This is a genomic window from Streptosporangium sp. NPDC050284 (genome assembly GCF_044459525.1).
Taxonomy (GTDB): domain Bacteria; phylum Actinomycetota; class Actinomycetes; order Streptosporangiales; family Streptosporangiaceae; genus Streptosporangium.
In genome coordinates, this window is sequence record NZ_JBITIZ010000038.1 from 1 (window position 1) to 21,316 (window position 21,316).

The following is a 21,316-nucleotide window of genomic DNA, read 5'->3' on the forward strand; positions in this document are numbered from 1 at the left end:
CGCGTGAGGTCTGCCGGGACACCCTGGCCGAAGCACGACGGTTGGGCATCTCGGTACCGCGACTGGAAGCGGCGGAACCGCACTTCGCCCGCGAGATGAAGGACTGAGTGCACGGCCACCCATAACAGCGGAGTACGGGCAACCGGCCGCGCTTCACTTCGGCAGGCAACCGGAGCGACCAGGACACGGGCCGGCATCGGCACCACGCCGGCTCCGCAACGGCGAGAGCCCGGTCACAACCGTCCTCCGCCCGCGTAACGGCGCCGGACCGTGCCTTTCGGAGTGCGCCAGGAGACCCAAGTTATTTGACGAACGGACTTCGCCGTACCGGGAGCGCCTGGATGAACCCTTCAGGGCGGCGGAGCGTCCCTTAGGTGTGAAGAAATTGCTTTTGACCATTGCGATGCTTGCGTCGTTGTGCGCCTGCGGCCAGTCCGGTGCCGGTCCGGCACTCACTGTGGCCGGAAGTGAGACGATCGTGTTGCCGCGGGCCGATCAGCCCAAAGCGCATCGGCCCACCCTGGAGCGGCTCAAGCGAGAGGCGGCGTCGTCGGGTCGGCCTTTGGAGGAGGTCGTCAAGCGGTACGCGACCCGGATGGCTGCTACCTCGTCGCCCAAGCCGACGGACTTCGAGGGTTACGACCCCGCGGTGACCGACCCGGGCGTGACGATCGACGGCATTCCCTACGCCGAGCTGGTCGACCTTGGGACCGTCGCCAGATCGGAGGGCATCTCCTACGAGGAGGCCATCGACCGCTTCGGCTCACAGTCGTCCAACAGTCAGGTGATCGACAAACTTAATACGGAGTTTCCCGACGAGATCTCCGGCGTCAGGTACGTCGACGACCAGCGAGGGCTGCGCGTCGGCTTCAAAGGGCCCATCCCGACTCGCGCGATCGAGCTGGCCAGGACCCTCCCCGTGGAGGTCACCCTGATCGGCGGCAAGGGATTCTCGGCCGCGGAGCTCCGGCGGGCCCAGGACACGGTCGTCTCCTGGCTCCAATCCCGTCCTGAGGTGGCCACGATGACGACGCACCCAGATGACGAGACCGGCCACGTCAAGGTCACAGTTCAGCCGAAGACGATGCCGGACGATGCGGAGGAGTTCAAGCGTGGGCTTCAGCTCCCGCAAGTGGACAATCCGCACATCACCATCGAGGTCACGCTCTCCGCCGAGTCGGTCGCCGTTCGCCCGTAGTGAGCCACCGACGCGCACACGACTGGGCCCGAACGGTGGCCGGGCCGTTAAGCTCTCCGGTGTGGATGGTTCGCCCGTCTCCTTCAGGGGGCGGGCGTCGTAAGAGGGAACCCGGTGTGAATCCGGGACTGCCCCGCAGCGGTAAGCAGGAACGACCGCCGTCACAAGCACTGGGCTCGTGCCTGGGAAGCGACGGCCAGTAGGTCATGCCTCAGGCATGGTGCCCGCGAGTCCGAAGACCTGCCTCCGCCCGCGTGCCGCTCGGCGCGCGGTGGTCCGCGGCCTCGTGGGAGGGCCTGGGACGCGCTCGCCGGGGCCTGCTCCGCGTTGCGTTTCTCTCTCCCGCCTGGCCGCATACTGGCGAGACGAGGGAAGTTGCCATGAGGACGACCGTTTTGGGCTACCCGCGCATCGGCGCGCATCGGGAGCTCAAATTCGCTACCGAGGATTTCTGGGCCGGCACGATCGGCGCCGACGAGCTGGAGGCGACCGCCGCGTCGCTGCGTGGCTCGGTCTGGACCGAGCTGCGTGACGCGGGCCTTGATGCGATCCCGTCGAACACGTTCTCGTTCTACGACCAGGTGCTCGACACCACGGTCATGATCGACGCCGTGCCCGCGCGTTACCGCGACCTCACCGGGCTCGACCGGTACTTCGCGATGGCGCGAGGCACTGCCGAGCTTCCGCCCCTGGAGATGACCAAGTGGTTTGACACCAACTACCACTACCTCGTCCCCGAGCTGGCGTTGGACACCCGGTTCCAGCTGGCCGGAGGCTCGGCCGCCAAGCCCGTGGCCGAGTATCTGGAGGCCAGGAATCTGGGGATCGAGACGCGGCCCGTGCTCGTCGGCCCGCTCACCTATCTCCTGCTGGCCAAGGCCGCGCCGAACTCGCCTGAGGGATTCACCCCGCTCGACCTGCTGGACTCCCTGGTGGAAACTTATGCCGAGCTGCTGGAACGGCTGGCCGGTGCGGGCGCGCGGTGGGTGCAGTTCGACGAGCCGATCCTGGCCCGCGACCTCGGGGTCCGGGAGATCGACGCGCTCGGGCGGGCCTACCGGCGGCTTGGCGGCCTGTCCAGCCGTCCGAAGATCCTGCTCGCCACGTACTTCGGCGCCGTCGGCGCGCAGGCGCTACGGATGGTCACCTCCACCGAGGTCGAGGCGGTCGGGCTCGACTTCGTCGCCGGACCCGGCAACCTGGAGGCGGTGGCCTCGGTCGGCGGGCTGGCCCGCAAGACCTTGGTCGCCGGGGTGGTCGACGGCAGGAACGTGTGGCGCGCCGACCCCGCGCGGGTGAAGTCGACGTACGCGGTGCTGCTCGGGTTCGCCGACACGGTGGAGCTGAGCAGTTCCTGTTCACTGCTGCACGTTCCGGTCGACCTCGACAGTGAGACGGCGCTGGACCCGGCGGTCCGGGCGCGGCTGGCGTTCGCCCGGCAGAAGGTCGCCGAGCTGGTCGGTCTCGCCGCCGATCTACGCTCCGAGAACCCGTCGGCCGTGAAACCCCCCGCCGTACCGGCCGATCCCGACGTCCGGGCCCGGCTGGAGGCTCTTGGTGACGCGCGGCGAGCCGATCGGGCGGTCCGGTTCGCGGCGCAGCGGGCCAAACTGGGATTGCCCGAGCTGGCCACGACGACGATCGGTTCGTTCCCGCAGACCGCGGAGATCCGCAAGGCCCGCGCGGACCGCAAGGCGGGACGGATCGACGAGAACGCCTACGTCGAGGCGATGCGCGCCGAGATCGCCCGCGTGATCACGCTTCAGGAGGAGCTCGGCCTGGACGTGCTCGTCCACGGCGAGCCCGAGCGCAACGACATGGTCCAGTACTTCGCCGAGCGACTCGACGGCTACGCCGCCACCGACCACGGCTGGGTCCAGTCGTACGGTTCCCGCTGCGTGCGCCCGCCGATCCTGCACGGCGACGTCTCCCGCCCCGGGCCGATGACGGTGGAGTGGGCCTCCTACGCCCAGTCGCTCACGCCCAGGCCGGTCAAGGGCATGCTCACCGGGCCGGTGACGATGCTGGCCTGGTCGTTCGTCCGCGACGATCAGCCCTTGGCGCAGACCGCTCGCCAGGTCGCCCTGGCGCTGCGTGACGAGATCACGGATCTGGAGACCGCCGGGATCGGGATCGTTCAGGTGGACGAGCCGGCGCTGCGCGAGCTCCTGCCGCTCCGCAAGGATGACCAGGAGGTCTATCTGGCCTGGGCGGTCGGGGCGTTCCGGCTGGCCACCTCCGGCGCCGCCGACTCCACCCAGATCCACACCCACATGTGTTATTCGGAGTTCGGCGAGATCATCAGTCCGATCGCCGACCTGGACGCCGACGTCACCAGTGTCGAGGCCGCCCGCTCCCACATGGAGCTGTTGCCCTACCTGACCGAGGTCGGCTACGCCAACGGCATCGGCCCCGGCGTCTACGACATCCACTCGCCGCGTGTCCCGACCACCGAGGAGATCGAGAACAACCTGCGCAACGCCCTCCAGGCCGTTTCGGCCGACCGTCTGTGGGTCAACCCCGACTGCGGGCTGAAGACCCGCGGCTACCCCGAGACGCGAGCCGCCCTGGCCAACATGGTCGCCGCCGCCCGAGCTGTCCGAGCGGATCTCTGATCAGTGCCGCTTCCCGGCCCGAAGCCCTGCTTCGGGCCGGCGTTCAGGAAGCTTCCTGGCCACGCACTGCATGATCGCGTTCAAGTCATCGACAGCTCACCCCCGGGGAGTGAACTGGGCCAGGTCGTAGATGCCGAGGCTCTTCTCGATGTCGGCCACCTGGTTGACGACGCCTGCGAAGCCGGCCGTACCGAAACGGCGGTGTTCCTCGTCTTCGAAGATCTCGCCCAACTCGGCGAACTGCTTGGCGGAGACGACTTCACGCAGGGCGGGGAAGACGACGGTGTCCTCGCGCGCCTCGTGCGGTTCGTACATGCGGACGAAGGCGGCCATGTCGGCGACCAGGGCGCGGCGGGCCTGGGCGGACGGCGTCGCGACGCCGGTCGTGCCGGTGGCGTTCAGGATGCGGTCGGTCACCGTGCGTCCGCGCCGATGTTGCTGGAGCAGCACCGTGACGGTGCCGGTCAGCTTGCCGGCCTTGACCAGCGGCGGGAAGACGTACTTCTCTTCCAGGCGCTCGTGGTACTCCTCGATGAAGGAGCGGATGAGGCCCGCCGAGGCGTGCAGCGCCTGGGCCGGTACGACCTGGCCGCCGTCGATGCGCCGGATCCCGTCCCGGTAGATGAGCAGGATGCGCTTGAGCACGCCGTGCTCGCGCATCAGATCCTCAGGTGGGGTAACGGGTTCGATCTGCCCGGCCGGGGCGGAAGGCGTCGGCGAGGTGGCGTAGGAGACGTTGGTGGTATGCGTCCCGCAAGCCGTCAGCGCCGATCCGCAGACCACCACGAGCGGCAGGCCGAGCAACTCGCGCCGGTGCACAGGCGGCCTGTCGGCGCACGTCTGGTCGTCCTGTCCCACCGGCCGCATCCCGAGCCCCCAATTCATCTGCCGCATGCCCGCGCATCACGGGCATGCCCGGGTTCAGGCGATCCGATACGACGAATCGGGTAATGCCTGATCAAGGCCCCGATCAGGGGACGATCTGCCAGGGGCGCATCATCTCGGTGTTCTCGTGGCCCCGTGACGCTCCCAGGAAACCGGGTGATGACGTGGGAGGCGACTATCTGGATGTGCAGGGGGCGGCGCCCGGCCGTCCGGTTGGACCATTCACCAAGGAAGGACGGACGGTCGGGCGCCGCGGTCATGGGGTCAGGCGCCCTTGGCCGCGTCGAAGCGGGCGATGACGTCGTTCCAGTTGATCAGCGACCACAGCTTCTCGACGTAGTCGGGACGCACGTTGCGGTACTGCAGGTAGTAGGCGTGCTCCCAGGCGTCGAAGACCAGCAGCGGGGTGGTGTTCATGCCGACATTGCCGTGGTGGTCGTAGACCTGCTCCACCACCAGGCGTCGGCTCAGCGGTTCCCAGGCCAGGATGCCCCAGCCCGATCCCTGCACCGTCGCGGTGGCGGTGGTGAGCTGCTTCTGGAAGGCCTCGAAGGAGCCGAAGTGCTCGGTGATCGCCTCGCCGAGGGCTCCGTCGGGGCGGTCGCCGCCGTCGGGGGAGAGGTTCTGCCAGAAGATCGAGTGCAGGACGTGCCCGGACAGATTGAAGGCGAAGGTCTTCTCCAGCCCGACCAGCCCGCCGAACTCGCTCTTGTCACGCGCCTCGGCCAGCCTCTCCAGGGTGTCGTTCGCGCCCTTGACGTAGGCGGCGTGGTGCTTGGCGTGGTGCAATTCCAGGATCTCCCCGGTGATCGCGGGCTCCAGCGCCGCGTAGTCGTAGGGCATGTCCGGAAGGGTGTATCGGCCCACAGTGATCTCCTTGTTGCGCCAGACTTTATCGCGACTAGTTCGCAACAACAATAACTGTGCAACTACTTACGGGGTGTGCCGTGTGCTCCACCTCGCACGGGAGGCCCCCTCCGGCCCCCTCCGGCCATCGCCGACCTGATGCGACTTGCTGGCAATTGCAACTTATGTGCAGAATGTGGTGCTTTGATGCACAACGATCGTTTGATCTCGAACCTCCGGAGACTCACCACATGAGCCGCCCGCCCCGCATCACCCCGACCATCTGGCGGCGACGCGCCACCGAAGGCGGTACCCCGATCATGAGAAGACTGCTCGTCCTGGCAGTCGCTCTGACGCTGACCGCCTGCTCACCGGCTCCCGCCACTCAGGGGACCGGCCAGAAGGCCGAACAGGCGGCGGCGCCGCAGGCCGGTTTCCCGGTCACGGTGGAGAACTGCGGGCGCGAGCTCACGTTCGACAAGCCGCCCGCCAAGGTGGTGACCGGCTACCACCCCTCCCTGGAGACCCTGCTCGCGCTCGGTCTGGGCGATCAGGTCGCCGGGCGCACGAACTTCTCCGAGAGCCCGTTCCTGCCGGGGCAGCAGGAGCAGTACGCCAAGATCCCGGAGATCTCCGGCACGATCATGCTGCCGCAAAAAGAGGTCATGCTCTCCCAGGGCGCGGACTTCGTCCTGGACAACGCGATGGCCGGCTTCGACGCCGCCGGTGGTTACGCCACCGTGGAGGAGCTGGACGCGGCGGGCTCTTCGGTGTACATCCTGGGCGGCTGGTGCAGCCCCGAGGAGGTGCTCGAGTTCACCATCGACGACACCTACGCCGACCTGCGTAATCTCGGCGCGATCTTCGGTGTCCCCGACCGTGCCGACGCGTTGATCGGCGAACTTCAGGGCAGGCTCGCCGATGTCACGAAGCGCGTCGCCGGCCGCAGCCCGGTCAAGGTGCTGGCCACCGACGGCGGCAAGGGCCCGGTCAACGCCTACGGCGGCTCGGGCATCACCCACCAGATGATCACCGCCGCCGGTGGGACGAACGTGCTGGCCGACGTCAAGGGCGACTACACCGAGGTCAGCGCGGAGAAGGTCAGCGCCGCCCAGCCCGAGGCCGTCCTGATCAGCGACTACTCCACCCTGCGCGGCGAGGACATGCCGAGCTCGCCGGCCAAGGCCGCCGAGGCCTTCGCCATCGCCAAGAACAGTCCCGCCGCCAAGGAGCAGCGCTACCTCGCGCTTCCGGTGGCGGCCCAGCACCCCGGCTACCGCAACATCCTGGCCATCGCCGACATCGCCCGTTTCCTGCACCCCGACGCCTTCACCCGGTGACCGGCGCGACCCGGCAGAGCCCGGCACAGACCGGGATCGTGCCGAAGAGACGTCGTGCGAACGGGTTTCTCCTGCTCATCGCCGCGCTCGCCGTCGCCGTCGTCGTCTCGACCTGGCTGGCGGTGAGCATCGGCGCGGTGCACGTCGCGCTGCCTCAAGCCTGGGGCATCGTCGCCGACCGTCTCCTCCCCGGCGTCCTGACCGATGGGGGAGCGCGCACCTGGACCCCGGTACAGGAGCAGATCGTGTGGGAGTTCCGGCTGCCACGCGCGCTGCTGGCACTCCTGGTCGGGGCCGGGCTCTCTGTGGTCGGCGCGGTGCTGCAGGCCCTGGTACGCAACCCGCTGGCCGACCCGTTCCTGCTCGGCATCTCCTCCGGCGCCTCGTTCGGCGCGGTGCTTGTGCTGATCCTGGGCGCCTCGGCGCTGGGCGGGCTGTCACTGTCGGCCGCCGCCTTCGCCGGATCCCTGCTCTCGCTCGCCCTGGTGTACACGCTGGCGCAGCGGTCCGGCCGCCTGTCCCCGTCCCGGCTCGTGCTGGCCGGGGTGGCGCTGGCCTACCTGTTCCAGGCCGCCTACAGCTTCGTCCTGCAACTGGCCCAGAGCGGCCGGGCCGCACAGCAGGTGCTGTTCTGGCTGATGGGAAGCCTCGGCGGCGCCCGCTGGCACATGCTGCCGCTGCCGGCCGTCGTCCTCGCCGCCGGGGTGACGTACCTGCTGCTGCAGCACCGTCCGCTGAACGCGCTCGCCGCCGGAGAGGAGACGGCCGTCTCGCTCGGCGTGAACGTGCACCGCTTCCGCCTGATTCTGTTCGTGCTGACCTCGCTGCTGGTCGGTGTGCTGGTGGCCACCAGCGGCGCGATCGCGTTCGTCGGCCTGATCGTGCCGCACGCCGCCCGGCTGCTGGTGGGCGCCGACCACCGCCGCGTGTTGCCCGTCAGTGCCCTGCTCGGAGCGGTGTTCCTGCAGTTCGTGGACATCGCCGCGCGCACCGTCAACGCGCCGCAGGAACTGGCGCTCAGTATCGTCACCGCCCTGTTCGGCGTGCCGTTCTTCCTGTGGCTGCTGCGCCGCCGCTCCGTGGACCGGGCGGTGAGCGTCACGTGAGGCTCGATCTGCGCGGCGTGTCCGTCACACTGGACGGTCACCCGATCGTGCACGAGGTCGACCTGGTGGTGGACGACGGCGAGTTCGTCGGCCTGGTCGGACCGAACGGTTGCGGCAAGTCCACCCTGCTGCGTTCGATCTACCGGGCGCTGCGCCCCGCCGCCGGGCTCATCACCGTCGACGGTGACGACGTGCACCGGCTGCCCGCCCGCCAGGCCGCCCGGCGCACCGCCGTGGTCGCCCAGGAGACCCCGGCGGACCTCGACTTCACGGTGGCCGAGATCGTCTTCATGGGCCGCACCCCGTACAGGGCCGACGCCGCCAGCGACGAGGAGCTGTGCGCGCGGGCGCTGGAACGCGTCGGCCTGGCCGGCGCCACCGAGCGGATCTTCGCCACCCTGTCCGGCGGGGAGAAACAACGCGTCCTGCTCGCCCGCGCCCTGGCCCAGCAGACCCGCCTGCTCCTGCTGGACGAGCCCACCTCCCACCTCGACATCCGCCACCAGCTGGAGATCCTGCATCTGGTGCGCGAGCTGGGCATCGCCACCCTCGCCGTGCTGCACGACCTCAACCAGGCCGCCGCCTTCTGTGACCGCCTCTACGTGATGAACGCCGGCCGCATCGTGGCCGGCGGGCCGCCCGACCGGGTCCTCACCCCGGACCTGATCTGTCAGGTGTACGGCGTGCGCGCCGTGCAGCGCACCCAGCTCGTCTTCGAGCGGCTCAAGGAGGAGCGGTGATTCCCTGACCGCCGCCCCTGTCGCCGTTCATCCGGGTGGCGCCGCGTGTCCTTGCCGCCGTCCAGCACGGCCATCTACGTGGGACTCTCCAGCAACATCGCTTGAGCGCCGTCGGGGGACTATCGTGCTCAGCGTGTCTGATCGCGCGCTGAGCTTCGGAGTGATGGCGCAAGCCTACGAACGGTTCCGGCCGGGGTATCCCGTGGAGCTTTTCGACATGGTGATGGCGTACGCCGCCCGGCCGGTCAGGACCGCCCTCGAAATCGGTGCCGGCACGGGCAAGGCGACCCGCCTGTTCGCCGAGCGAGGGGTCGCGGTGACCGCGACCGAGCCCGATGAGGCCATGCTCACCGAGTTGCGTAAGCACGTGCCGGCACATGTCAGGACCGTGCGAGCCGCGTTCGAGGATCTGCGGCCGGGTGAGAGATACGGCCTGGTCTACGCGGCCGCGGCGTTGCACTGGACAAGCCCGGAGGATCGGTGGTCACGGATGGCGTCGCTGGTAGAGCCGGGCGGGGTGATCGCCTCGTTCGGCGGGCCGATCGAGCCGGCCGATCCGGCTGTGGCGCGCACCGTCCACGCGGCACGATCACCGTTCCTGGCCAGAGATGACGTTCCGTCCCCGGACGGGACACCCCCGGAGGCGGAGATGCAGTGGCCGGGCACCGAACTTCAACGGTCTGAGTGGTTCACCGATGTCCGGCAAGCCGTGATCGAACGCCGCTTCACGCTGACCGCCAACGATTACATCGGCCATCTCTCGACCGTCTCGGCCTATCTCGTCCTGCCGGACGCGGAGCGCGAACAGGTGTTCAGTCAGATCAAGAGGGTTCTGCCGGAGACGGTCGAGATCACCGCCGACGTCACCGTTCACCTCGCACGCCGCCACCACGAGCCGTAGACCGGAGCGGTCACCGGGCGGTGCGGCTTCGGGCGAACATGCGCGGCAGGTCGTAGGCGTTGATCTGGCCGATGGACAGGAAACCTCCGCGAGGCGTCACCGCCGACGTGGGCGGCTTCGCCTCAGGTGTGCATCCGCCTGCCCAGGGCGGTCTCGTAGGCACGCATCGTCCGTACGATCGTGGCGCGCTCGGCCGGTGTGAGGTCGGCCAGGACCTCGGCCCACGCCAGCGCGCTGCCCGCCAGCCACTCGCGGATCGGCTCGGCGTACTCCGGTGCGATCGCGACGACCCGCCGCCGCCGGTCGGTGTCGTCCTCCTCGCGTGTCAGGACACCGCGTCGAGACAGGTCGCCGACCATGAGGCTGATGGTTGTGGGAGCGACCTCCAGCCGCTCCGCCAGCCGGTTCACCGTGCTGGGACCGTCGTACTGCAGGTAAGCGAGCAGCGACAGGTGACGGGGCGCGAGATCGAACGTCCGCAGCGACTCGGGAACGGGCATCCGCTTGGCCCGGCCGACGAGTCTGGGCATCAGCAGCAGCATGGACCGCACCGCCTGCTGGGTCGTCATGCCGTCCGCGTCGTTGACCATCTGGCACCTCACCAATTACCTTTGCACATAAAGCTGATTTGAGAACAAACAGGAGGCCCTCGATGCCACATCTGACGGTCCGGGTACTGGAGCCGCAGCTCGAAGGCAACGAACCGGCCCTCATCGCCGCACTGACCGACGCGGTGGTCGAAGTGTACGGCGAGTGGGCGCGCGACGTCGTGGTGATCCACCTCGACGGCGTACCCGCCGGACGCTGGGGCCTGCGAGGCAAGCCGGTCGACGAGGCCCCACCCGTGATCACGTTCGGTATCCGCGAGGGGGCGTTCACCCGTCCCGACAGCGGCGAGCTCATCGCCAGGCTCGTGCGAACCGTCACCGACGCCACCGCCGACGTCCTCGGAGCGCACCTGCGCGACACCATCGCGGTCGAACTCGTCGCGACCCCGGCCGGCCGCACCGCGATCGGGGGTGTGATCGTCGACGGCTGATCTCGTCCTCGCACATCGAGGCGGCCGAATTCGGGTCGGCCCTTGAGGAACAGTGAAGAGAAAACGTACGCCAAGGAGTGATCTTGGGGTAGCTGGCGGTCGTTCGCGTATCCGCCGAGGGGCTTAACGTACGTTTCCGCGCTGGCGGTCCCGTGGTTCCGATCTTTTGCGGGACACGGTTTGGTCACTTCAGCCACTTCCGATAGCGGGGGTCATAGCTTGTGGGGCTGTGTCCGGTGAGTTCCTGACTGAGCAGCAGGCGATGGCATATGGCCGCTACGGTGGCCCGCTGACGCGTGGTCAGCTGGAGCGGTACTTCTTTCTCGATGACGCCGACAAGGCGCTGGTGGCCCAAGCGTCGTGGTGATCACAATCGGCTAGGGTTCGCCGTCCAGCTGGTGACGGTCCGCCACCTGGGCACGTTCCTGGCGGCGCCGATCAAGGTGCAGGTGGTGGAGTATGTCGCCGAGCAGTTGGGCGTCGCCGATCCGTCGTGTCTGATGAAGTACGCGATCCGGGAGCCGACGCATCGCGAGCATGCCGGGGAGATTCAGCAGGCCTACGGGTTGCGGGATTTTTCCGAGGTCGTCGAGGAGGTCACATCCTGGCTCGATGCCCGGTCCTGGACGACGGGTGAGGGGCCGAAGGCGTTGTTTGACGGGGCGGTGGGCTGGCTGCGGGAACGCCAGGTGCTGTTGCCGGGAATGACCACGTTGACCAAGCTGGTGGGTCATGTCCGAGAGGAGGCGACGCAGCGGCTGTGGGAGAGCCTGTGTGAGTTGTTGTCGACCGAGCAGCGCCGGATGTTGGACCTGCTACTGGAGGTGCCCGACGGGGCGCGCATCTCGGAGCTGGAACGGCTACGCAAGGGCCCGACCAAGGAGTCGGGGCCGCAGATGGGAAAGGCGCTGAAGCGGATCATCGAAGTCGCGGGTCTGGGGATCAGCGAAATGGATGTGGCGGCGGTTGGTGGAGCTGGCCCGCTACGGGCTGAACGGGAAGGCGCCGGCGATCAAGCGGCATCCGGTGGTGCGCCGGCTGGCGACGGTGCGGCAGCTGGAGGTCCAGGCGATCGATGATGCGCTGGAGCTGCTGGACGTACTGATGGTCACCAAGCTGCTGGCGCGGGCCGAGCGAGAGTCGAACAAAGAGAAACTGCGCACCTACCCGCGGTTTTCCAAGGCCTCGGCGAAGCTGGCCGCCGCGGTGGAGGTACTGCTGGAGGCCGGTGAGTTCGGCGGGGACCCCACCTTGGAGCAGATATGGGAGTCGATCGAGGCGGTGGTATCACGGGCGCAGCTACGGGCGGCGGTGGAGGCCGTCATCGACGTCGCCCCGCCGCCGGACGCCGACCCGGACGGAGAGTGGCGGGCCCAGCTGACCGAGCGGATCGCCACGGTCCGCCCGTTCTTGCCGCTGCTGACCGAGGCGATCGAGTTCGGCGCGACCGCCGAAGGCGCGCCGGTGCTGGCCGCGATGCAAGCGTTGCCCGGCCTGATCACCAAGGCAACCAGGAAAAAGCTAAAGGCCGCTTACCTGCCCGCCAACAGTATCGACGAGGCGTTGGTGACCGGGGAGTGGAAGCGCTTCGTCTACCGGCCCGGGTTAACCGATGGCATGGTGGATCGGGCCGGGTATGTGTTTTGCGTGCTGGAGAAGTTCCATCGGATGCTGCGCCGCCGCGATATCTACGCTGTCCGCTCGGCTCGGTGGAGTGACCCGCGGGCGCACCTCCTGGTCGGTGCGGCGTGGGAGACCGCAAAGGGGCCGGCGCTGGCGGCGCTGCGGCTCCCGGACGATCCCGCCGAATTGCTCGCCGGGCATGCCGCGACGTTGGATGAGACCTACCGGGAGGTCGGCGGCCGGTTGACGGTGAACACCGGCGTCAGCGTCGATGCGGACGGCAAACTGCACGTCGCGCACTTGGAGGCGGTCGACGATCCGCCCAGCCTGGTCGATCTGCGCAAACGGCTGGAAGCGATGCTGCCCCGGGTTGACCTGCCCGAGCTCATCTTGGAGGTGATGAGTTGGTATCCGGACTTCGTGACCGCGTTCACCCCGGTCTCGGGCGGCAAGCCACGCCTGGAGGCCGATCTGCACGTCACCATCGCGGCGGTGCTGACCGCGCATTCGCTTAACGTCGGCTACGCGCCGATCATCTCACCCGGCATCGCGGCGCTGACCCGGGACCGGATCGGCCATGTCGATCAGACGTATCTGCGGCCGGAGACCTACGGCCCGGCCAACGTGCCGCTCATCGAGGGGCAGGCCGACGTCGGTCTGGCGCAGGTGTGGGGCGGCGGGCTGGTCGCCGCGATCGACGAGGTCCGCTTCGTGGTCCCGGTGCCTAATCCACGCCCGCCCCAACCCCCGCTACTTCGGCCGCAGGAAGGGCGCCCAATGGCTGAACCTGATCAATGATCAGGCGGTCGGTCTGGGCGAGCTGGTGCTGTCGGGCACGCCGCGCGATTCGCTGCACATGATCGACGTGCTGTACAGCCAGGACGGCGGCCGTACCCCTGAAGTGATCATCACCGACACCGGGTCCTACAGCGACATCGTGTTCGCCCTGATCCACCTGCTGGGGCGCAAGTTCCGGCCGGCGCTGGCCGACCTGCCCGATCAGAAACTGTGGCGGTTTGACGCGACGGCTGACTACGAGGCTTTGAACACCGCAGCCCGGGGGAAGATCGACACCGCGTCGATCGTCCGCCATTGGCCCGATGTCCTGCGGGTCGTCGCCTCCATCCATACCGGTGCGGTCCGCGCGCACGACGTGATCCGGATGCTGCAACGCGACGGGCATGCGTTGGCCCACTACGGGCGGATCTTCAAGAGTCTGCATGTGCTTACCTACGTCGACGACGAACCCTATCGGCGTGACATCAAGGCGATCCGCACGCTGCCGTCGCCTTCCTGGTCTCGGACGATGCGTCGTACATCACCGGTCAGGACCTCGTCATCGACGGCGGCCTCGTGGGAGCGGCGCCCCTCGGGCTGCGCCTTTGACAGCCATACAACAGTCGTAGCAGGCCCACCGCTATGCCGCCTCGGACAGCCAGTTGGAAGAGGGAGTGGCGCGCCGCCGAGAGCATCCGTTCTCCACGATGTTCGGACCCGCGACCGAGGATACCGTCGAATGTAGTTGCGGCTATGGCGTGATGACGTCGGTCACGATCGACGACGAGCGCGCCAACGACCCCCGATCGATTGCGATCGCCGAGTGGGACCTCATCGCCCTCATCCACGACCAGATCGTGGATGAGGGCGATATCGTCACTTACACGGCCGCCGTCCGCTCCCGCGCCCGATGCGATGTCCCCCGTCGATATGTCCGCGCGTTCGGGGGCACGGCCAGCGCGGCCAACGCGACCCCGGGCCGTCGTTCCGTCGCGAGGGAGCGGCCAACGTGCCAGGATAAATCACGTCAAGCCGTAACTCGCGTGGGCCGGTATCGCAGGGCGACCGCCCCCGACCGGAACTCACGGCGGTCCACGGGCTCGAGCTGGATGCGCTCGCGCAGACCGGCGAGCAACGTCGGCCCGTGTCCGGCAAGGACCGGCTGCACAAGGAACTCATACTCGTCGATCAGTCCCAGATCTGCCAACGCCAGGGGGAGCGTCACGCCACCCACCCACAGGCCCTCGCCTGACTCCTGCTTGAGCCGCTGAACCGCTTGCCCGAAGTCGCCTCGCACCAGCTCGGCATTCCAATCGACCGCGCTCAGCGTGCTCGACACGACGTACTTCTTCGCCTGGTCGATGGTCTCGGCGAACGGGATCTGCCACTCATCCATCCAGTCAGGCCACGTGTCCGTGGCCGGCTTCCGCCACGCCGACTCCATCATCTCGTAGGTCACCCGGCCGAATAGCAGGGCATCGGCTCGCTCCATCTCAGCGGTCCAGTAACGCATCGACTCCTTGTCCGGGGGGAGCCCTGCCTCGTGATGGCAGCAGCCGTCGAGCGTGACGTTGATCGAGTATCGAAGTGGTCTCATCTTGTTGCTCTCCCTTGATGCGCGCAGCGCGTTTTCAGCGGACGTCTACTTAGACGACTGTCGGCGCCATTTCTCATCGGCGCCCGATCCCACCTGCTCAACTTGGATTTTCGCTGTTGCTACGGGAAACTCCCACCGGCCACAGTCCAGGGCTGGCGAGGTCGCCGTGCGTCGTGTGGACCCACTCCACCCAAGTCGCGCATCACAGCTGTTGCGCGCGGAGATGATGTCAGTGGCCGTGCGGACTTGATGTTTGAATAATCATGACCGCGCGATATGACGGCCAAGCCGAGTGGTACGACGACTACATCGGGCCCGGCGCCACCGCCGACATAGCCGATCTCCTGGGCCCCGGTGAAGGCCTGTGTCTGGACGTCGGCTGCGGCACCGGCCTCTACCTCGATGCCATCCGATCCACTGGTCGAACCGTCGTCGGTCTCGACCGCTCCGCCGACCAGTTGCGTCTTGCCCGCCGCAGGGACGGCGCCCCGCTCCTCCAGGTCCCCTTCGCCGCGGACACCTTTGGCACCGTCACCGCGCTCTGGGTCTCCACCGATATCGACGACTTCGCCGGGCTGATCAAGGAAGCGGCCCGAGTGCTGCTTCCCGGGGGCTTCTACTGTTCTACGGGGTAAACCCCTGTTTCAACGGGCCGCACATCGAGCTCCGCACGGACGGAGCGGTGGTCATCCACCCCACCTACCGGCTCAAGGGCCGACACAGGCGCTCGCCGTGGTGGCGCGAAGGCGGGGTCCGAGACCGGGTCGGCATGAGCCACGTGCCGCTGCCCGACCTGATCAACGCGTTCATCGACGCGGGACTGAGCATCGATCGGCTCTCCGAGCCACGCGAGCACCCCGTCCCATCGGTGCTGGCGGTAAGAGCGTTCCACCGAAACTGACATGACCGCCCTCAGTGGGTGGCCACCCCTCACCGGCTCACCCGCAAGCCGTGACCTGCGAAAACGCTCTCGTGATACTGGTGTGATCGCCTAATCAACTGTCGCCAGTTCCCCGGGGAGTCCAGTCAGCTGGTGACTGACTGTGGTCGCCAGCGGCTTGTCGCCCCACCGGGTGATGGCCTTGTCCTGGTAGCCGAGCGAGTCCGATACGACGGCGCAGGATTCGGCACCGGGCCGGAGAACAGCTGAGAATGGGGGGTGCTAACTTCCTTCCCGTGGCGAAGCACCAGGACGAGACCAGGACGGCCTACGACGGGGTCGTCGAGTTATATGCGTCGATGTTCGCTAACCGACTGGAGACGCAGCCGTTCACGCGGAACATGATCGGCACCTTCGCCGAGTTGGTGCGTGGGACGGGGAATTCGCGGGTGGCGGATGTCGGCTGCGGGCCCGGACATCTGACGGCCATGCTGCACGACCTGGGGCTGGATGCCTTCGGGCTCGACCTCTCTCCGGCCATGGTCGACCACGCTCGGCGGGCCCATCCGGCGCTGAAGTTCGATGAGGCCCGGATGGAGGAACTCCCAGTTGAGGACGGCGCGCTCGGCGGCGTGCTGGCCCACTACTCGATGATTCACACCCCTCCTGGGGAACTACCCGCGCTGCTCGCCGAGCAGGCGCGTGTCCTGGCGCCGGGGGGCCTTCTCCTGGTCTCGTTCTTCGGAACCGACGCGCCCGAGCCGGTCCGCTTCGACCACAAGGTGACACCCGCCTATAGCTGGCCGGCGGACCGCTTCGCCGAGTTGCTGGCCGGGGCTGGGTTCGCCACATTCGCGCGGCTGCTCCACGACCCGGCCTCCGAGCGGGGCTTCCTGGACGCCCACTTGCTGGCCCGTCTCCGCTAGAGAATGGCCTTCTGCTGTGGGCTCTCGTAGTCAACTGTCGCCGGCTCCCCGAGGAGGCCGGCTTGTCGGTGACCTTGTGTGATCGCCAGCGGCGTATCGGCTCCATGTCCCGCCGGTCTCTCTGATGAGGCGGCTGGTGGTCTTGTTGTGGTAGCCGAGAGCGTCGGCAACGACGGGAGCGGGCAGTTCGAGGAGCTGCTGGCGGATGGCGGCGCCACGTGCTGCGGAGGCCGGGATCCCGGCCTCGTTCAGGAGCGCGGACAGGTGGTCGGGGCGGGCTGGCTGTCCTGCCCGGCGGCCCGGGAAGAGCCATCGGGAGGCGGGGTTGGTGGCGGTGTTCATGTTGTCGCGGTTCGCTATGTGCTCCAGCAGCAGAGCGGCGACCGGTGCGGGAACGGGCGAGGCGGGTTCACCGAGCCGTAACAGTAGGGTGTCGCCGTCGTGGACCACGTCGTCGACGCTGAGCCGGACGATGCGGCTCACGGGCTGCGCATAGAGGAGCACGATGACCCCCGCGACACGCAGACGTATCGGAATCTCCGTGTCGGTCAGCAGTCGGCCAAGGGCGTCGAGGCGTTCGTCTTCGCTCAGTGCGGCCCGCCGGGAGACCTTCATCGCGGGGATGGACAGGGAGCGTGGGCAGTTACGGGTCTGCATGGCCCAGCTGAGAAAGGCCCTCAGGCAGGTGCGGCCGTGTTCGCTGCTCTCGGCCCACCAGGCGTCGATGTCGATCTGGCCGCAGGACGCGAGGCTGTTGTTGCGTTGGCCGAGCCATTGCAGGAAGGCGGTCGCGTACTTGATCTGTTCGGCGGCGAACCTCCGGACGCTGGGTGTGATGTGGCTTCGCTCGGCGCGGGCCCGCAGCCGCGGGAGGACGCGCCAGGTCGCGAAGAGCCTGATCGTTTTGACGTGCTCGGAGTCGGTGATGCTGGCCAGATGCCCGGGAAGCCAGCGTTGGAAGGAGCAGAGGTACTTGTCGACCGTAGGCAGGACTCCGCTGGTCATCAGGAGTTCTTCCAGGTGAGCGGCGGTTCGCCAGGGCTGGAGCTCGTGGAAGGCATCGTGGGTCAGCGAGATCTGGCCGAGGCCGAGCTGTTGCAGCAATCGGGAGGCGTTCGCCGGTTGGCTGCGGCGCATGGCCAGCCAGGCCAGTCCGCTGCCGGGCTTCTCCATCGCCACCAGCAGGTTGAACAGCGGGACCAGCGCGGGACGGATGCGGCCGGTGCCGTCGTCCAGGAGCGCGGTGAGGCGGTCGCTGAGCGTGCAGCGCTCACACAGCCGCCCGCCCAGGAGCTTGCCCTCGAACCCGCAACGCGAGCAGTCGAATGTCTGGGAGAAGCCGGCGCAGGTGGCGCAGATCGCGACGCCGTCGTCGCGTCGACGTCCGGGTAGAGCGCGATCCTGACCGCATCCAGGGCAGGCGCCCCGGGTGCGGATCGCCCGGTCGGCGCAGGTCCGGCAGACGTACCCGTCCGGCCAATGTCCGGCCTTGTGGCGGCGGCGACCGCAGCGGCAGCACTCGGCCATGAACCACCGTTCGTATTGCTCATCGGTGGCGTAAGCGCGGGTCATACGTCGGGCAGGATACGGGCCGGGCGTGGCCGCAGTTTCTCGACCCCGGCAGGCAGCGTGGGCAGGTCACCGGTGGCGGTCTTACGGACGCCGGCGTTCTCGGCGCTGGTGACGACCAGATCGGCCGGGGTGCAGGCGAGGATGTCGCAGAGCGCGGACATCACCTGCAGCGACAACCGTTCGGGAGTGCCGGAGACCAGGCGGTGGACTTGGGAGGCCGACAGCTCGATGCCGCGCTCGCGCAGGAGCAGCACCAACTCGGTGGCTGTGTAGACGCGCCGATCGGCCATGATCTCGCGCAGTTTCCAGGTGTAGCCGACCTTGCGTTTCATGATTCTCTCCCCGTCTGGGCCTGGAGTGCGGCGGCGATGGTGGCGTCCAGGTGCCGGCGCAGGGTGCGGGTGCGGAAGTCGGAGCTGACGCAGGTGTAGATCGCGGTGGTGCTCGCGTGCTCGTGTCCGACCTGTTCCTGGACGAAGCGCGGGTCCCAGCCGTCCTCGATCAGGTGGGTGACGTAGGAGCGGCGAAAGGAGTGGAAGTCCAGGCCCTCATCCAGGCCGAGGGCCTGGCGGTAGGCGATGAAGCGGGAGTTGAGTCGCTGGCAGCCGATCCGCAGCCCGCGCTCCGACGGCCAGGCTGCGGGGTTGTTGTCGGTGCCGAACAGCGGGCGGACCTCGGTGAACCATTCCTCCAGGATGTCGGGGGTCCACTCCCACACGGTCAAGGCGGTGCGACGTTTGGGCGGCGAGCCCTTCTTCGCCTTGCCGTATCGGACCTGGCAGCGGCCGTACTCGCCGAACTCCGTGCCGTGTGGGTTGCGGCCGAAGTCGGCCGCGTCCAACATCCTCGTCTCGTTGCGGCGCAGCCCGTAGGAGTAGGCGGTCTTGAACAAGGTGGCATCCCGGAAGGCCGGTAGCCAGCCCTTGCGGCCGAAGGCCCGGATGCGGGCGACCTCGTCATCGCAGTGGGTGAAGAAGGCGTGCAACTCGGCCTTGGTGAACGCGCGCTTGGCCGCGTCGGCTTCGTGTTCTTGAACGTGGACCGCGGTGTTCCACTCGTGCACGATCTGGATGGGGTGGGTTCCGAACCGCTCTTCACACGTCGCGGCCCACTCGTAGAGGGGATCGGTGACGAAGTGGCAGAACGCGCGTACTGCCTCGGAGTAGGAGCGGATGGTCGAGCGCTTCAGCTCGCGCAGGGAGCGCAGGTCGCCGAGCCATTCGTCCACCATGGCGGGCATCCACTGCCACGGGTAGGCGTTGACGTAGGCGGTGAACGCCTTCACGGTGTTCTCTCGTCCCTCCACGGTGGAGCGGGCCAGGTTCCGTGCCAGCTGCTGGTTGGCGAACCCCGTCAGCATCGCGGTGAAGACCTGCTCCTCCGGCCGGAGCAGCGTGATCCCGTCGATGAGGTGCAGCCTGGCTGCTCCCGGTATCGACCCGTCTGTCCCCACGTGCCCACCACCCTCCGCTACTCGCATCAGATGCGAGGAAGTCGCATCGTATGCGAGTCGCTCGGTGACCCGCAGGCCATTCGAGTAGAGACTCGAATCAGCGGACGATCACACCCCTCCAATCGCTATCGTCATTGTTGTCGCCCGCGCTCTATCGTTGCTGGTCGGCCCAGGTGGCCACTCACCCTTCAGTGACCGTTCACAAAGGGTCGCGAATTCGCATCCGATGCAATTGGCGGCACTTGACGTATCCGAACGGAAAGTCACGGTAAGCCGCTCAACGCTGCTTTGCTAACGGGACTTTTCGTTCCGATGCTCGTCATGCCCCGAGACTGGCCCTTTCGGCGTTATCCGGTCTGCGCCCCTTCTACGAGCGACCGGCGACGGCCAGCTTGATGCCGAGGGCGATCAACGCGCTTCCGGTGAGCCCGTCCACGGTCTTGCGTACGGCCGACTTGGCGAACAGTCGGCGCAGTGACCCCACGATGTTGACCACCAGGAAGAACCACAGTACGGTCCCCGTCACCGCGATCAACGACAGCACCAGCGCGTCGCCCAGCCCGGCGTCGCCGGAGACGAACTGGGGCACCAGCGCGATGAGGAACAGTGCCATCTTGGGATTAAGCATGTTCGTCAGCAGCCCCTCGGTGAACGCCGCCAGCGGGCCGCGCTTTCCCGGGTCGGGTAGATCCAGTCGCAGGTCGCCGCCCTTACGCAAAGCCGCACGCCAGGCCTTGACCCCGAGATGCAGCAGGTAGCCGGCCCCGACGACTTTGACCACGGTGAATGCCACGGCTGAGGTCGCCAGCAGAGCCGCGATGCCGCTCGCCGTGGTCAGAACCCAGACGAATACGCCGGCCGAGACCCCGGCCGCAGCGGCCATGCCGTACGCGCGGCCGGACACGGCGGAACGCCGGACGACCACAGCGAAGTCAGGCCCGGGAGACATCGCCCCGAGTGTCATCACACCAGCGAAAGCCACCATCTGCGCCACATTTGTCACGGCGGCCACGGTATAACCTCGCAGAGCCCACCCCACAGAAGTCCAGCTCACTGGCCACCGACCCTTACCGAGCATCGAGGCGAGCCAGCAGCGCGGCCGCGGCGGTCGCTCGCGCGGCCGTTTTACTGGCCCCGTTCCCCTCACCGCGCACGGGCGTGTTTGTGGCGAGCAGGCGGGTGGCGGCGGCCGCGGTGAAGGCCGGCGCATGCGAGGGCCCGGTCGAGGTCACCGTCCAAGCGACCGCTTCGATGCGGCCCTGCTGGGTCAGCTCGTTCAACACGCTCACCGGATGACGTTCCCCCGACCCCACCCCGACCGACAACCCCGGCGAGCCCGCCGCCACCGGCGCGGCCGGGCTGATCTGGATGCCCGCTTCCTTCAGCCACCCCTTCAGGGTGAAGGTCTCCACATTCAGGCTCTCGGCGGCCTGGCGGATCGTCAGCCCGCCCGACAGTAACGTCTGGGCGACCTCGACGACGCGGGCGCGTTCGCGGCGCCGGTCCTCTTCGGTGGGCAGGTCCATCCGGGCCGCGTGCTTGGCCGCCCCGGCCTCCAACATCTCTCCTGCGCGCACCAGGCAGTCGACGCTGCAATACAAGCCCAGGCGGATGTGGCGGCCCTTGCCGCCCGGCGCGCGCTCGAGTAAATACCAGCCCGCCGGCACCCACACTCCGCGCTCGGCGCGCTGGCAGATCCGGCAGAAGAATGACCGCTCATTCTCTCGGAACCTGTCAAACCTGCTGAGACATCAGGCTACTTGTGGCGTTTGTGCTGAGGTCTCGATCTGGAGGGGCGTGGATGGTTTGTTGATCCAT

At 67.9% G+C, this 21,316-nt stretch carries 22 protein-coding genes, 1 pseudogene and 1 riboswitch; of the genes and pseudogenes, 14 read left to right on the forward strand and 9 right to left on the reverse strand.

Going from position 1 to position 21,316, the window contains the following annotated elements; all coding sequences use genetic code 11:
- Positions 1 to 403: 403 nt before the first annotated feature.
- Positions 404 to 1,198: a hypothetical protein gene (locus ACIBH4_RS38955; protein ID WP_399173845.1), complete on the forward strand. Its 795-nt coding sequence runs from the start codon at positions 404 to 406 to the stop codon at positions 1,196 to 1,198.
- A 49-nt stretch (positions 1,199 to 1,247) separates the two neighbouring features.
- Positions 1,248 to 1,461, forward strand: a riboswitch (cobalamin riboswitch).
- 117 nt (positions 1,462 to 1,578) lie between these two features.
- Positions 1,579 to 3,813 carry a 5-methyltetrahydropteroyltriglutamate--homocysteine S-methyltransferase gene (metE, locus tag ACIBH4_RS38960; protein ID WP_362522075.1) on the forward strand — a complete coding sequence of 745 codons (2,235 nt, stop codon included), beginning with the start codon at positions 1,579 to 1,581 and terminating at the stop codon, positions 3,811 to 3,813.
- Positions 3,814 to 3,909: 96 nt separating this feature from the next.
- Here metE and ACIBH4_RS38965 read toward each other — a convergent pair whose 3' ends face one another.
- Together ACIBH4_RS38965 and ACIBH4_RS38970 are read right to left on the reverse strand one after the other, a co-directional pair.
- Positions 3,910 to 4,707 carry a hemerythrin domain-containing protein gene (locus ACIBH4_RS38965; RefSeq protein WP_362522073.1) on the reverse strand — a complete coding sequence of 266 codons (798 nt, stop codon included), beginning with the start codon at positions 4,705 to 4,707 and terminating at the stop codon, positions 3,910 to 3,912.
- A 255-nt stretch (positions 4,708 to 4,962) separates the two neighbouring features.
- Entirely contained in the window at positions 4,963 to 5,565 is a 603-nt protein-coding gene (locus ACIBH4_RS38970) for a superoxide dismutase (protein ID WP_362522071.1), read from the reverse strand.
- A gap of 230 nt (positions 5,566 to 5,795) precedes the next feature.
- Between ACIBH4_RS38970 and ACIBH4_RS38975 the strand changes: the two genes are divergently transcribed.
- The 4 genes from ACIBH4_RS38975 to ACIBH4_RS38990 all read left to right on the forward strand — a co-directional run bounded on the left by ACIBH4_RS38975 (position 5,796) and on the right by ACIBH4_RS38990 (position 9,631).
- The gene (locus tag ACIBH4_RS38975; RefSeq protein ID WP_362770131.1) at positions 5,796 to 6,884 is read left to right on the forward strand and encodes an ABC transporter substrate-binding protein; all 1,089 of its coding nucleotides are present in this window, start codon (positions 5,796 to 5,798) and stop codon (positions 6,882 to 6,884) included.
- A gap of 38 nt (positions 6,885 to 6,922) precedes the next feature.
- Positions 6,923 to 7,990: an iron ABC transporter permease gene (locus ACIBH4_RS38980; RefSeq protein WP_362522066.1), complete on the forward strand. Its 1,068-nt coding sequence runs from the start codon at positions 6,923 to 6,925 to the stop codon at positions 7,988 to 7,990.
- Entirely contained in the window at positions 7,987 to 8,730 is a 744-nt protein-coding gene (locus ACIBH4_RS38985) for an ABC transporter ATP-binding protein (RefSeq protein WP_362522063.1), read from the forward strand. Before ACIBH4_RS38980 ends, ACIBH4_RS38985 begins: the two co-directional genes overlap by 4 nt.
- A 133-nt stretch (positions 8,731 to 8,863) precedes the next feature.
- Positions 8,864 to 9,631 (forward strand): class I SAM-dependent methyltransferase, encoded by a 768-nt coding sequence (locus ACIBH4_RS38990; RefSeq protein ID WP_362522061.1) that lies wholly within the window; start codon positions 8,864 to 8,866, stop codon positions 9,629 to 9,631.
- A gap of 122 nt (positions 9,632 to 9,753) precedes the next feature.
- Here the strand turns inward: ACIBH4_RS38990 and ACIBH4_RS38995 are convergent, their stop codons facing one another.
- A complete protein-coding gene (locus ACIBH4_RS38995) occupies positions 9,754 to 10,221 on the reverse strand; it encodes a MarR family winged helix-turn-helix transcriptional regulator (RefSeq protein ID WP_362522059.1) in 468 nt (155 codons plus the stop codon).
- Between the two features lie 62 nt (positions 10,222 to 10,283).
- Here ACIBH4_RS38995 and ACIBH4_RS39000 point away from each other — a divergent pair, with 62 nt between their 5' ends.
- From ACIBH4_RS39000 to ACIBH4_RS39020, 5 genes and pseudogenes are all read left to right on the forward strand, one after another.
- Positions 10,284 to 10,670: a tautomerase family protein gene (locus ACIBH4_RS39000; RefSeq protein ID WP_362522057.1), complete on the forward strand. Its 387-nt coding sequence runs from the start codon at positions 10,284 to 10,286 to the stop codon at positions 10,668 to 10,670.
- A 229-nt stretch (positions 10,671 to 10,899) separates the two neighbouring features.
- Positions 10,900 to 11,037, forward strand: coding sequence for a hypothetical protein (locus ACIBH4_RS39005; protein ID WP_362522055.1), 138 nt, complete (start codon positions 10,900 to 10,902; stop codon positions 11,035 to 11,037).
- 31 nt (positions 11,038 to 11,068) lie between these two features.
- Positions 11,069 to 11,749, forward strand: coding sequence for a DUF4158 domain-containing protein (locus tag ACIBH4_RS39010; protein WP_362522053.1), 681 nt, complete (start codon positions 11,069 to 11,071; stop codon positions 11,747 to 11,749).
- Between the two features lie 943 nt (positions 11,750 to 12,692).
- Positions 12,693 to 13,503: pseudogene (locus tag ACIBH4_RS39015) on the forward strand (Tn3 family transposase); the annotation flags it as partial.
- 83 nt (positions 13,504 to 13,586) lie between these two features.
- The gene (locus ACIBH4_RS39020) at positions 13,587 to 13,679 is read left to right on the forward strand and encodes a hypothetical protein (protein WP_362522081.1); all 93 of its coding nucleotides are present in this window, start codon (positions 13,587 to 13,589) and stop codon (positions 13,677 to 13,679) included.
- 418 nt (positions 13,680 to 14,097) lie between these two features.
- Here ACIBH4_RS39020 and ACIBH4_RS39025 read toward each other — a convergent pair whose 3' ends face one another.
- Positions 14,098 to 14,667: a dihydrofolate reductase family protein gene (locus ACIBH4_RS39025; protein ID WP_362522050.1), complete on the reverse strand. Its 570-nt coding sequence runs from the start codon at positions 14,665 to 14,667 to the stop codon at positions 14,098 to 14,100.
- Positions 14,668 to 14,930: 263 nt separating this feature from the next.
- On the opposite strand from ACIBH4_RS39025, the gene ACIBH4_RS39030 reads away from it, so the two are divergent.
- From ACIBH4_RS39030 to ACIBH4_RS39040, 3 genes are all read left to right on the forward strand, one after another.
- A complete protein-coding gene (locus tag ACIBH4_RS39030; RefSeq protein WP_362522047.1) occupies positions 14,931 to 15,302 on the forward strand; it encodes a class I SAM-dependent methyltransferase in 372 nt (123 codons plus the stop codon).
- 47 nt (positions 15,303 to 15,349) lie between these two features.
- Complete coding sequence (locus ACIBH4_RS39035) at positions 15,350 to 15,568, forward strand: hypothetical protein (protein ID WP_362522045.1); 219 nt, start codon at positions 15,350 to 15,352, stop codon at positions 15,566 to 15,568.
- Positions 15,569 to 15,843: 275 nt separating this feature from the next.
- Positions 15,844 to 16,473, forward strand: coding sequence for a class I SAM-dependent methyltransferase (locus tag ACIBH4_RS39040; RefSeq protein WP_189122621.1), 630 nt, complete (start codon positions 15,844 to 15,846; stop codon positions 16,471 to 16,473).
- Between the two features lie 30 nt (positions 16,474 to 16,503).
- On the opposite strand, the gene ACIBH4_RS39045 is transcribed toward ACIBH4_RS39040, so the two are convergent.
- The 5 genes from ACIBH4_RS39045 to ACIBH4_RS39065 all read right to left on the reverse strand — a co-directional run bounded on the left by ACIBH4_RS39045 (position 16,504) and on the right by ACIBH4_RS39065 (position 21,165).
- Entirely contained in the window at positions 16,504 to 18,045 is a 1,542-nt protein-coding gene (locus ACIBH4_RS39045) for a hypothetical protein (RefSeq protein WP_362522043.1), read from the reverse strand.
- The gene (locus ACIBH4_RS39050) at positions 18,042 to 18,377 is read right to left on the reverse strand and encodes a helix-turn-helix transcriptional regulator (protein ID WP_362522040.1); all 336 of its coding nucleotides are present in this window, start codon (positions 18,375 to 18,377) and stop codon (positions 18,042 to 18,044) included. The genes ACIBH4_RS39045 and ACIBH4_RS39050 overlap by 4 nt, the downstream gene beginning before the upstream one ends.
- Complete coding sequence (locus tag ACIBH4_RS39055) at positions 18,374 to 19,498, reverse strand: site-specific integrase (protein WP_362522038.1); 1,125 nt, start codon at positions 19,496 to 19,498, stop codon at positions 18,374 to 18,376. The genes ACIBH4_RS39050 and ACIBH4_RS39055 overlap by 4 nt, the downstream gene beginning before the upstream one ends.
- Before the next feature lie 367 nt (positions 19,499 to 19,865).
- A complete protein-coding gene (locus ACIBH4_RS39060; protein WP_362522036.1) occupies positions 19,866 to 20,447 on the reverse strand; it encodes a LysE family translocator in 582 nt (193 codons plus the stop codon).
- Positions 20,448 to 20,565: 118 nt separating this feature from the next.
- A complete protein-coding gene (locus ACIBH4_RS39065; RefSeq protein WP_362522033.1) occupies positions 20,566 to 21,165 on the reverse strand; it encodes a putative dsRNA-binding protein in 600 nt (199 codons plus the stop codon).
- Between the last annotated feature and the right edge of the window lie 151 nt (positions 21,166 to 21,316).